This window comes from Herbaspirillum sp. C9C3 (assembly GCF_013359625.1).
Classification (GTDB): Bacteria; Pseudomonadota; Gammaproteobacteria; order Burkholderiales; family Burkholderiaceae_D; genus Herbaspirillum.
The window spans coordinates 125816-136026 of record NZ_JABFMQ010000014.1 but is presented as its reverse complement, the minus strand read 5'-3'; the positions used below and the strand labels follow the sequence as shown (position 1 = coordinate 136026).

8 protein-coding genes are annotated in these 10211 nt (G+C 63.4%); 4 read left to right on the top strand and 4 right to left on the bottom strand.

Features of this window, described 5'->3' with window-relative positions:
• Positions 1 to 70: 70 nt before the first annotated feature.
• On the bottom strand, positions 71 to 430 hold the full coding sequence (locus HNO82_RS14585) for a response regulator (protein WP_175344219.1): 360 nt from the start codon (positions 428 to 430) through the stop codon (positions 71 to 73).
• 228 nt (positions 431 to 658) lie between these two features.
• Here HNO82_RS14585 and HNO82_RS14580 point away from each other — a divergent pair, with 228 nt between their 5' ends.
• From HNO82_RS14580 to HNO82_RS14565, 4 genes are read left to right on the top strand one after another with little or no spacing between them, the layout of a single operon-like run.
• On the top strand, positions 659 to 1942 hold the full coding sequence (locus tag HNO82_RS14580) for a PP2C family protein-serine/threonine phosphatase (protein ID WP_175344218.1): 1284 nt from the start codon (positions 659 to 661) through the stop codon (positions 1940 to 1942).
• A complete protein-coding gene (locus tag HNO82_RS14575; RefSeq protein WP_008331662.1) occupies positions 1939 to 2502 on the top strand; it encodes a SiaB family protein kinase in 564 nt (187 codons plus the stop codon). Before HNO82_RS14580 ends, HNO82_RS14575 begins: the two co-directional genes overlap by 4 nt.
• A 28-nt stretch (positions 2503 to 2530) precedes the next feature.
• Positions 2531 to 2920 carry a DUF1987 domain-containing protein gene (locus tag HNO82_RS14570; RefSeq protein WP_008331657.1) on the top strand — a complete coding sequence of 130 codons (390 nt, stop codon included), beginning with the start codon at positions 2531 to 2533 and terminating at the stop codon, positions 2918 to 2920.
• On the top strand, positions 2920 to 3642 hold the full coding sequence (locus tag HNO82_RS14565; RefSeq protein ID WP_175344217.1) for a GGDEF domain-containing protein: 723 nt from the start codon (positions 2920 to 2922) through the stop codon (positions 3640 to 3642). The genes HNO82_RS14570 and HNO82_RS14565 overlap by 1 nt, the downstream gene beginning before the upstream one ends.
• Before the next feature lie 60 nt (positions 3643 to 3702).
• On the opposite strand, the gene HNO82_RS14560 is transcribed toward HNO82_RS14565, so the two are convergent.
• The 3 genes from HNO82_RS14560 to HNO82_RS14550 all read right to left on the bottom strand — a co-directional run bounded on the left by HNO82_RS14560 (position 3703) and on the right by HNO82_RS14550 (position 10111).
• Entirely contained in the window at positions 3703 to 4338 is a 636-nt protein-coding gene (locus tag HNO82_RS14560) for a response regulator transcription factor (RefSeq protein ID WP_175344216.1), read from the bottom strand.
• A gap of 275 nt (positions 4339 to 4613) precedes the next feature.
• Positions 4614 to 5588: a diguanylate cyclase gene (locus tag HNO82_RS14555; protein WP_175344215.1), complete on the bottom strand. Its 975-nt coding sequence runs from the start codon at positions 5586 to 5588 to the stop codon at positions 4614 to 4616.
• A complete protein-coding gene (locus HNO82_RS14550) occupies positions 5585 to 10111 on the bottom strand; it encodes a CHASE domain-containing protein (RefSeq protein ID WP_175344214.1) in 4527 nt (1508 codons plus the stop codon). The genes HNO82_RS14555 and HNO82_RS14550 overlap by 4 nt, the downstream gene beginning before the upstream one ends.
• Positions 10112 to 10211: the final 100 nt, after the last annotated feature.

Genomic DNA, 10211 nt, shown 5'->3' with positions numbered 1-10211 from the left:
GCGCGTCGCCGCGCCTAGGCAGTCAACGCTTGGCGACCTCTCGCACTCGCAGATTTAATGTGAACAGGCCCTAGTTGACCAGTTCCCGCTTCAGTTCGGAAATCAGGGCGGGATGCAGCGCGCCGGCACAGAGGAAGGCCGGCCATTGTCCCTTGACCAGATCCATCTCGCGTTCATCGCGGCACAGCAAGATGACCGGTACGTCGGCCAGCTGCTTCTGTGCCTTCAGGTAATGTGCCAGACGCAGACCGCTCATGCCTTCCATGGCCAGCTGCGCCACTACCACGTCGGGGCGGTCCAGCGCGATGTGTTCGATGGCATCGTTGCCGCTGCTGGCGATCTGGATGTCGATGTCGTTGATGGCCAGCCATTCGGTCAGCGCGCGGCTGACTTCGGGCTGGCTGGTGGCAATCAGGGCGGTCTTGTGCATGAGTGGGCGCTCCATCAGTCATGAAGTCATGGGACAAGCTCATCATGCACTGCGGGCAACATGGCCGCCATCGGGGTTTTCCTGAGCGCCGGCTCAGCTCATGCTGCGTCCGGTAAGACGCATCGTGTCGCACAATTGGTTAATTGTCGCTTGACAGCGTCACATTGTTGTCACAGGAATGAAATATGATCCGCGGTCTATCCAAAAATCACGACGCGGGCGAGCACGGTGGAAAGTCATTTCAGTCTGACTCCGGCGACAGGGAGCAAGTTGTTCCAACCGACAGCGGGAGCGCTGGCGGTACAGGTGCCGGTCGTCCAGTTCGATGAGAACAACGCTGCCGTCCTGGAGATCTTCGGCCAGCACAAGGAGCTGGTCAGTCTTCCTGTGGTGGAACGGCAGCGGCCCATCGGTCTCATCAGCCGTCACATCTTCATGTCCCAGATGTCCAAGCCGTATCACCGCGAGCTGTACGAGCGCAAGAGCTGCATCGCCTTCATGGACAAGAACCCGCTCATCGTCGAGGCCGCTACCCCCATCGAAACGCTGGGCGCGCTGGCCGTGGCCTCGGGCGACAAGACCCTGGCTGACGGCTTCCTGATCGTCGAGCAGGGCCAACTGGCCGGCCTGGGCGCGGGCCTGGCCCTGATGCGTGAACTGGTGAGCATGCAGGAAGAAAAGAACCGCCAGGTCATGCAGAGCATCGATTACGCCAGCGTGATCCAGCGCGCCATGTTGAGCGCCTCGCGCGCCGCCATGACCGAGGCGCTGGCCGATGCCTGCCTGGTGTGGGAGCCACGTGACGTGGTCGGCGGCGACTTCTATCATTTCGAAGCACATCCCGGTGGCTGGTTTGCCGCCGTCGCCGACTGCACCGGTCATGGGGTGCCGGGTGCCTTCCTGACCCTGATCGCCTCATCCTCGCTGAAGCAGGCACTGGAACTGCATGGCCCGCACGACCCGGCGCGCCTCCTGCGCGAGGTCAACCGCAGCATGAAGCGTGTGCTCGGGCAGCACGGCCAGTCCGACAAGCCCTCCGAATCGGACGATGGCATGGACGCCTGTTTCTTCTGGTTCGACAGTGCCACCCGCACCCTCACCAGCAGCAGTGCCAAGATGCCGCTGTTCCTGCTGGTGGCCGATGGCACCGAAGTGCTGACCATCGAAGGCAAGCGTGTCGGTCTCGGCTATGTCGACACCCCCGACGACATGCAGTGGGATAACCACAGCCAGCAGCTGGCACCGGGGACCATGATCTTCGTCTGTACCGATGGCGTGATCGACCAGATCGGCGGTCCCAGGAACATCGCCTTCGGCAAGCAGCGCCTGCGCCGCACCCTGCTCGAACACGGCCACCTGCCGATGCCGGCGCTGGGGCGCGTGGTCATGGACATTCACAGTCACTATCAGGGGACGCAGCGGCGACGCGATGACATCTGCTTCGTCGGTGTGCGCCTGGCGGCGGCGCTTCAGGATTCTCTTCAAGACTCTCAACACGGAACACAGGCATGAACGGTATCCAACAGGAGTGGGCTGAGTTCCACAGCTATGTCGCCCGGCGCGACATTGTCTTCTACTACGTCGGCTATTTTTCCCAGACCATCATCGCCGCCATGGCCGAGGCCGTGAAGCTGCGCGCCGAGCACACCGGTGCACTGGCGCAGACGCGGCGCAAATTGTTCTCTTCCTTCATCGAGATGGCGCAGAACATCGTCCACTACTCAGCAGATCTGCACGAGAAGGAAGGAAAAGTCACAGAGCCGCCCATGCGCCATGGCGCGGTCTACATCACCCAGACCGATGGTCGCTACTTCCTGCATTGCGCCAATCCCGTCGATGCCGAGATGGCCGACAAGCTGCGGGCGAAACTGGAACACCTGCGTTCGCTGACCAATGACGAAATCAAGGCTGCCTACAAGGAAATGCTGCGCACCGAGACACCGCCCGACAGCAAGGGTGCCGGTCTGGGTTTCCTGACGGTGGCGCGCGATGCCAGTGCGCCGCTGGACTTCGAGTTCTCCCAGCCGGCCGCCGATGGCGCGCAGACCTTCTATCTCCGGGCCACCATCTGAGGGCCCGCCGCCTCTGACACACGACACCATGGACAACTTATTCATCGCCGCCAGCGCCAGCTCCCCCGAGGTGGATTTCCGCTTCGACCAGCGCACGCTTTCGCTGAAGGGCGAATCCTACCCCGAGAATGCCGCCCAGTTCTGGGGCGAGATCATCACCACGCTGCGCCGCTTCCTGGCCGACGATGAACACGGCGGCACCATCACCGTCAACGTGGCGCTGGCCTACTTCAACAGCTCCAGCACCAAGATGTTGTTCTCGCTCTTCGACGCCCTGAACGAGAAGGCCGAGAGCGGAACCGAAGTCGTTCTGAACTGGTACCACGACGAGGAAGACGACACCATCTTCGAATTCGGCCAGGAGTTGCAGGAAGATTTCGCCGCGCTGGTCTTCCACGATCACGCGGTGCAGAGCTGATGGACCGCGACGATCTTTTTGCGGCCGAAGCCGAGGCCCTGCACCGTGCTACGGCAGTACTGGCCGATCCCGCCAGCGCCCCGGCCAGCCATCGCGCGGCGCTGGAGGAACTGGTGCAGCACTATGGCCAGCTGATGCGCCAGAGCCGTCGCCTGATCTCGCGCAGCGACCGCACCGAGCGCGAGCTGAACCTGCTCAATGCGCGACTGCAGCAGTTGAGCGATGAACTGGACTACAAGGCGCGGCACGACAATCTGACCGGCGCCCTCAATCGTGGCGCTGTCTTCGAGCGCGCACACCAGATCCTGGAACAATCGTCGATGTCGCTGATCGTGCTGGACATCGATTTCTTCAAACGCATCAATGATGAATTCGGCCATCCGACCGGCGATGCCGTGATCCGCGAACTGGTTGGTCGTCTGCGCACCACGCTGGAAGGAAACGGTGTCATCGGCCGCGTGGGTGGCGAGGAATTCACCATCCTGCTGGCCGGGGTGGCGCTGGAACAGGCAGTGACCCTGGCCGGCAGGATCCGCCAGGCGATTGCCGGTGAACGTTTCCAGTGCCTGTCGGCGCGGCCGGTCACCTCCAGCTTCGGAGTGGCCTGGGCCACCGCCGGCAGCGATTTTGAAGAAGCCTATGCCCGTGCCGACCAGGCCTTGTATCAGGCCAAGCGCGGTGGGCGCAATCGGGTGGAGTCCGAGGATACGGTGACCGGCTGAAGCCCAGCGCCCCTCATCGTGCAGGGGCTCGATGAGGCGAGCGACCGCCCGCAGGCGCCTTCAGTAGCGCGTCATGGCCGCCACCAGCGCGGCCAGCGAGTCGGCATTCATCTTGCGCATGACCTGCTGGCGATGGGCCTTCACGGTGCGTTCCGAGGTGCCCAGTTCGGCGGCGATCTGCTTGTTCAGCCTTCCCTTGACCAGACGTTCCAGCACCTCGCGTTCGCGTCGCGTGAGGGTCTTCAGGCGCGCGTAGTGTTCCTGCCGCTGCTGCATCTGCGGACCGGATTCATCGAAGGGCATGAGCGCCCCCCGGAAAGCTTCCACCAGCTGCTGCCGCACCATGGGCTGCGCGCCCTGTTCACTGGCCGCGCCGGGGAGGGCGCGCGGGCCGGCATCGTGGTGCCCGCTGTACATCTCCTCCGGTGCATTGGCGGCGGTATGGCCGGTGATGACGATCAGGGGCCGGCCCAGTTCACGTTCATCCAGCAGCGAACGCAGGCGCCGCGCGTCGAGATTCTGCATGTGGACTTCCAGCACCAGCCCGCCAGGGGCGCTGCCGGTCGTGTGCTGCAGAAACTGGGCCGCCGAGGAATGGTGGGCGACGTGGAATCCGGCGGCCTCCAGCAGGCGGACCAGCGGGCCACCCAGAGAGTCTTCACCACCGACGATGTGAGCGAGATGTGCAGTTGTCATGTTTTTCTTCCTTGACCGATACGGACGCATCGAACGGGTCTAATGGGCTTCACCGCTCCCTCGTCAGGCAGACTGCTTTCCTGGGACAAGGACATGCGGGAAGAAAAACGCAGTTTTACCGGGATGTCGAAAATAGTCGACGCTGGCTGAAATTCAGGCCAGTGAGTTCAAATTTATTCGAATATTTCCTCGTTATTTTTCGAGATGCCGCTGCGGTGCAGCGTGCAGCGGCCTCTTCGCAGACGTGTGGGGAGGTGTTCCTGCCGTGGCTGGCTTCAACTTGCGGGGACGGGTGCCGTGTCGGTCCGGCTCACTGTCTGCCCGTATACCTGTGCTCGTCCGTGTGCCTTGGCCTGATACAGGTTCTGGTCGGCCAGGGCGATGAGCGAGGCGGGGCTGCTGCTGTGGCCTGGCGCATCCACCGAGGCCACCCCGATGCTCAAGCTGACGTATTGACCGACCTCCGACCTGGCATGGGGCAGATGCAGCCGGGCCACGGCGTCGCAGACGTCGCGTGCCAGCTTCATGGCCTGATCGAGACCGGCCATGGGCAGGATGCAGGCGAACTCCTCGCCGCCATAGCGTGCCACGCAATCGTAGCTGCGGTGGAAGTTGCTGCGGATGGCGTGCGCCACTTCGGCCAGGCATTGGTCGCCAGCCTGATGACCGTAGTGGTCGTTGTATTTCTTGAAGTAATCGATGTCGATCATCAAGAGTGACATGGCTTGGCCGGAGCGCTTGCACAGCTCCCATTTCTCGGCCAGCTCGCTGTCGAACTTGCGACGGTTGAACAGGCCCGTGAGCGAATCGGTGACGGCAATGTTGCGATAGAAATCCGATTGCAGCTTCAGGGTCAGGTGCGTCAGTACGCGTGCCTTGAGCACGGTGCCGTTGATGGGCTTGCTGATGAAGTCCACGCCGCCGGCATCGAAGCCCTTGACCTCGTCTTCCTCGCTTTTCAGGCCGGTCAGGAAGATCACGGGGATGCCCAGCGTGACGGTGTTCTGCTTGAGCCGTTCGCAGGTCTCATAGCCGTTCAGTCCTGGCATGTTCACGTCCATCAGGATCAGGTCCGGTATGACCTTCTCGCTCAGCTCGATGGCCTGCACACCGCTGGTAGCCATGAAGATCTCGTAATCGCCTTTGAGCAGGGCATTGGCCAGGCGGATGTTGATGGGCTGGTCGTCGCACAGTAGTACGCGCGGGCGGCTGCCGCGCAGGGACGAGAGTTCTTCGAGGATGCGTTTCAAGTGGATTCTCCGAAGTGATGATCGAGATGGGCCAGGGCCGCCGGGAAATCGAGTTTCTCGATCAGTTCCCACAACTGCTGGTAGTAGGGTTGTCGCATCAGCCCATGGCGCTTGCCGATGGCTTCGGCCAGATCCAGCGCTTCAAGGTTGCTCGACGCTAACAAGGCGTGCAGCTGCTGCCTGTCAGGAAAATCGGTCGCCTTTGTCGAGGCCGGCAGCTCTTCTGCATCGGCCAGCGGCAGCCCCGCCGGCGATGGATCGCGCACCCCTTGCAGTGCCTGTACGGCCAGTTGCTGCAGGACTACGCCGGCATCGCGCCGCACTGCGCCCTGTTGTTCATGCCAGCCCGCTGCACGGGCAGTGAAAAGGGCATCGGGCGACTCTTCCCGTGCAGCGCGACATGCGTTCTCGATGTCGGCGAAATACGCGGCCAGGCCGCTGGCGCCGATGGTGGCGCACAGGCCCTTGAGGGCATGACTGCTCTGGCCGATGTCTACTGCCGAGACCTGCGTCAGCGCCGCCTCATATTGCGTGAACAGCCGCTCCAGTTCCGCTCCGGCAGCATCCAGCGTGGTACGGTAGACGTCGCTGGCCTGACGGAAGCGCCGCATCACGTCGGCGTGCTGCTCGACCTGCTGGCGGTCGGCGGGCAGGGAGACGGCGCTGGTCTCGGTCGGTGCGCGTTCTTGCGGGGCGGCGGGGCGATCGTGCTGCAGGTGCGACAGCAGGGTAGGGACCAGTGTACTGACGTCGATGGGTTTGGCAATGTGGCCGGCCATGCCGGCATCGATGCAGCGGCGGCGATCTTCCGGCGAGGCATTGGCGGTCATGGCCAGGATGGGGATATGGCGCAGGTCCTGCTGGCGACGGATGCGCCGGGTGGCTTCGATGCCGTCGATACCGGGCATCTGCAGATCCATCAGAATCAGGTCGAAATGGCGCTCGGGATCGCTGGCCAGGGCTACGCCGGTGCTGCCGTTGTCGGCGCTGGTGATGTGCGCGCCGCATAGCGACAGCAGACCGCTGGCGACCTGACGGTTGACGGCATTGTCTTCCACCAGCAGGATGTGCACGCCTTCCAGTTCGCGTGCGCCCTCGCGCACGGCTGGAGAATCGGCATGCGGGCTGGCCTGGTCCGCGCGCGCCTGCGATAGCGGCGTGGCATCTTCGATCTGCATCGGCAGGTCGAACCAGAAGCGGCTGCCGCGTCCCGGTTCGCTGCTCACCTGCAACTGTCCGCCCATGAGCTGCACCAGATGGCGGCTGATGGCCAGACCCAGGCCGGTGCCCCCATAGCGGCGGGTGGTGGAGGCCTCGGCCTGGGTGAAGGCATCGAAGATGTCCTGCAGGCGTTCCGGGGCGATGCCGATGCCGGTGTCGCACACTTCTACCCGCAATATCAGCTGCTGCGCGTTGCTGCCCGGCAGGCGCGTCAGCTGTACGTCGACTCGTCCCAGATGGGTGAACTTGAGCGCATTGCTGATCAGGTTGACCAGCACCTGCTGCAGGCGGTAGACATCGCCCACCACGCGTTGCGGCAGCTCGCCGTCCAGTGCGATGTGCAGACTCACGCCTTCCTGGGGCGGGCTGCCCGCCAGGATCGCGGCGAGATCGTGATGCAGTTTTTCCAGCGAGAAGGCCTGCAGTTCCAGCAGTACCTGGCGGGCATCCATCTTGGAAAAATCCAGCAGGTCATTGAGCAGATTGAGCAGCGACCGTGCCGAGATTTCGGCCTTGTTCAGGTAGTCGCGCTGGGCCGGTTGCGGCTGTGTCCGTTGCAGCAGCTGGATCATGCCCAGCACGCCGTTCATGGGGGTGCGGATTTCATGACTGACGCTGGCCAGGAACAGGCTCTTGGCCGAACTGGCCTGCTCGGCCTTCAGACGCGCCTCGACCAGGTTGTTTTCGAACTCGATGCGCTGGGTGATGTCCAGGTTGATGCCGATCACCCGTACCGGCGCGCCCATGCCGTTGCGGTCCACGTGCGCCCGAGCCTGCACGAAGCGGATGCTGCCGTCCTCGCGCTGCACCCGAAACACCGGTTCGAATTCTCCGGTACCGGCCAGCGCCGCCTGCAGGGCTGCTTCCACATAGCCGACATCGTCGGGATGCACGCGACGGCGCCAGCCGTCATAGGTGGTGACGTGGCCGCTGCGACCATCGCCGATACCGTAGATCTCGGCGATCTGGCGGTTGAATTCCAGCGTATCACTGTGGCGGTCCCACACCCACACGCCCAGCTTGGCCACTTCCGCAGCCAGCATCAACTGGTCGCGCGCGGCCGCCAGTTCGGCTTCCTGCTGGCGTTGCAGGCTCATGTCCATGGCGATGTAGAGATCGCCGATATGGCGCTGGCGGTGGTCCAGCATGGAAGTCTGCTGACGCGTGACGGGCAGAGTCACGCCATCCTTGCGACGATAGCGCAAGTCGCTCACGGCCTTCTCTTGCGCCGTTGCCCGGGCGCCGATGGCCGGACTGTTGAGACGGCCCGAGAAGGCTTCTTCCTTCATCTGACCGATCACTTCCTCGGCCGGATAGCCCAGCATGCGTTCAGCGCCGCGATTGAAGAGAGTGATCACGCCATCCGGTGCGGTGGCGATGATGGCCACACCGGTGGCCGAGCTGAGCACGTTGTTGAGCAGGGCATTGGCCTGCTGTACCTGGTCCAGCAGGGACTGGTTCTGGGCCAGTGCATCGCTGAGCTGGTTGCGGTTGTGGGTGATCTCGGTCACATCATGGGCCACGACGTAGAAGCCGATTACATCCCCGGCTTCGGTGATGTCGGGGATGTAGGTGGTCAGGACGTGCTTGTAGCCGTTGACGGCATGGGTGAAGGTGCGCTCGAAGATCTGTTTTTCGCCGGCCAGCACGGCATCGATGTAGGGCAGGGCACTTTCGTAGAGCTCCGTTCCTACCAGGTCCAGCATGTACATGCCGGTGATTTCACCATGTGCCCGTCCGAACACTCGCTCGTAGGAGGCGTTGGCGAAACGGTTGATGAGATGCTTGTCCCAGTAGCCGACCAGCGAGGGCATCACGTTGAGCACGGTCTGCAGCATGGTCTTGGCCTGGTGCAGCGCATGGGTACGCTGCTGCACAGTCAGTTCCAGTTCTTCGTTGATGCGGTGCAGCTGGCGTTCGATGCGTTTCTCGCGCGTGATGTCGCGCAGCATGAAGGCCTTGCCGATCTGTTGCCCGGCACGGTCGCGCAGCGGGAACATCAGCGCCGAGGCATAGCGCAACGCCTCCCCGTGCAAGCTGACCACGTGAGGCTCCTCCTGCTGACCGGGGGCGGGACTGAAACCTGTCCCCGGCTGCCGGGTGTTGCTGCGCTGGTCCAGTTCGCGCAGCGTTGCCTGCGCGGACAGGGCCGTGCCCAGTGCCCGATCTTCCGAAAGGCCCAGGGTATCGGTGGCACCCCGGTTCCAGGAGGTGATCAGTCCATGGGCATCGGTAGTGACGATGGCGTCGGGCGAACTGTCCACCACGGCGGCCAGCAGTGCGCGCGCTTCCTGCAATTTGCCTTCGCGGGTGGAAAAGATCTGGTAGGCCAGCGCGATGGCCAGGATCAGCATGGTCAGCGTGCAGCAGGAGAGCAACATGGCGCGGTCGCTGATGAACTGGTGCGCCTGCGCGTATTCCGGGGCGGCGCGGATCACCAGTTTCCAGGCGCGGCCATAGAGCGGCAGGGCGGTATCGAGGGTGACGGCGCCATCGATCTGGTCGAATCCGCCGCTGCGGAACAGTTCGACCGCAGGTGCGTCGCTGGCCACGTCCTCCACCCGGATTTGCAGCGAATGGACGTTCCAGCGCCGGCTCAGTTCGGACAGGATGTCGTGTACCGACAGCGGTGCGTAGGCCCAGCCGATGATTTTTTCCCGACGCTGCTCCATGGTCGGCGGAGTGACCGAGCCGGCATAGATGGGCAGCAGGAAAAGATAGGCATTGGCGGCAGTGCCTTGCTTCTGTACCAGGCTGATCGGCGTGGTCAGTTCGGCGCGGCCGGTCAGCATGGCGTGGTCGGCGGCCGAGCGGCGTTCGGGCGAGGAGGCGATGTCCAGACCCAGGGCTTGCCGATTGGGAACGATGGGCTCGATGTATTCGATGACGTAGCGTTCACCGGGATTGTGGGTGAGCTCGGTGATGCTGGAAAACAGCATCTGCTCCTGGCGTACCTTCTTCTCATAAGCCGGCAGCGCGGCCAGCGGCACATGACGGATGAAGCCGAAGCCGCCCGCCCAGGGGAACTCCTGGGCCAGATCGCGGCTGTCCATGTAGCGCAACAGTTTCTCGCGGCTCAGTTCATCCGCGCCGATGGCCAGGATGGCGCCACGGGTACCGCGCAGGCCGTGTTCGTAGCGGCGCAACAGGGATTCGATGTCGTCGCGGATCCAGCGGCTGTCCAGTGCCAGACTGGCCTGTACTTCCTTCTGGTTGAGTTGCGACAGGCCGGCCACGCCCGCCAGCAGCAGGCTGAAGGCGACGAGCAGGAACAGGCAGGTATTTCTCGTGATTCTGGTCATGATCAATATTGTTATGGTGGAACAGCCTCGCGTCCCCCAACGCGAACGGGCGCCCAGCGCCCTGTCCTGCCGATTGCATCAGTCCCGGGTCGGGCTGGCA

Coding starts and splice junctions, on each gene's coding strand:
- HNO82_RS14585 (WP_175344219.1), bottom strand. CDS start 430: ATGCACAAGACCGCCCTGATTGCCACCAGCCAGCCCGAAGTCAGCCGC.
- HNO82_RS14575 (WP_008331662.1), top strand. CDS start 1,939: ATGAACGGTATCCAACAGGAGTGGGCTGAGTTCCACAGCTATGTCGCC.
- HNO82_RS14570 (WP_008331657.1), top strand. CDS start 2,531: ATGGACAACTTATTCATCGCCGCCAGCGCCAGCTCCCCCGAGGTGGAT.
- HNO82_RS14565 (WP_175344217.1), top strand. CDS start 2,920: ATGGACCGCGACGATCTTTTTGCGGCCGAAGCCGAGGCCCTGCACCGT.
- HNO82_RS14560 (WP_175344216.1), bottom strand. CDS start 4,338: ATGACAACTGCACATCTCGCTCACATCGTCGGTGGTGAAGACTCTCTG.
- HNO82_RS14550 (WP_175344214.1), bottom strand. CDS start 10,111: ATGACCAGAATCACGAGAAATACCTGCCTGTTCCTGCTCGTCGCCTTC.